Annotated in this window: 1 protein-coding gene; it reads left to right on the top strand. The window is 44.8% G+C overall.

Annotated features, from left to right (window positions below):
• The coding region (locus tag R7040_RS25595) for a GGDEF domain-containing protein (protein ID WP_318097445.1) at positions 1-831 on the top strand (831 nt) is incomplete at both ends.

Below are 831 nucleotides of genomic sequence, written 5' to 3'. Positions count from 1 at the left end.
TCAGTGAAGCACGTCGACTGGACGAAAATGTTTTAAAAATAGAAGGTGCAGAACTTCAGTATGAGCTTGCTTGGAGCCGTTTTGATTTATTAATAAATAGTAAAGACGTCTACACCTTTTTTTCTCGCAATCACATTCAGCAATATTTTTTGCAACTGTTTAATGAGTTTAAAGAGTTAGAACCACTGTTGGTGGAAGCCAAAACCGGCGACAGCCAAGCGGCAGCTCAGTTTTATCGCGCCACTCAAACGCTGTATTTAAACTTGGTGGAGTTTGTGAACCAGAACTTTCGCTTAACCAGCCAAGTGTACGAGACACAAAAAGATGAAAGCCAACGATTGATGAAAGCGCAATACATGCTGTTTGCCACTTTCGTCTTGTCGATTTTGTCGCTGACTTACTTCTTCTACAGAGAATCGCACTTCCATCGTAAGCTGGCGTTGAGTGACCCCCTTACTGGCCTTGGCAACCGAAATGCTCTGTTTGTCACGTTGAGAAATAACACTCGCAACCGAACGGCTTTTTCTTTGTGTCTGTTGGATCTAAACGGGTTCAAAAACGTGAATGACACGTACGGCCACCAAGCTGGAGATACAGTGTTGTGCGAAATTGCCAAGCGATTGAAAGACATGAATATTGATAGCTTCAGTACCTATCGGATGGGTGGAGACGAGTTTGCTGTCGTGATTGAGTCCTCAGACGTCGATGCAGAGCAGGCGAAAAAACCCATCCATTCAGTGTTTGATCCTCCGGTTCTGAACGCGAACAACGTATCGTCACTGTCGACCAGTATTGGCGTCGCACACTACCCAAGTGACAGCGATAATGTTG

It is taken from the genome of Vibrio sp. 1069, from assembly GCF_033340555.1.
Note: the sequence above shows the minus strand (reverse complement) of the source record. Positions and strands in the feature narration are given on the sequence as shown.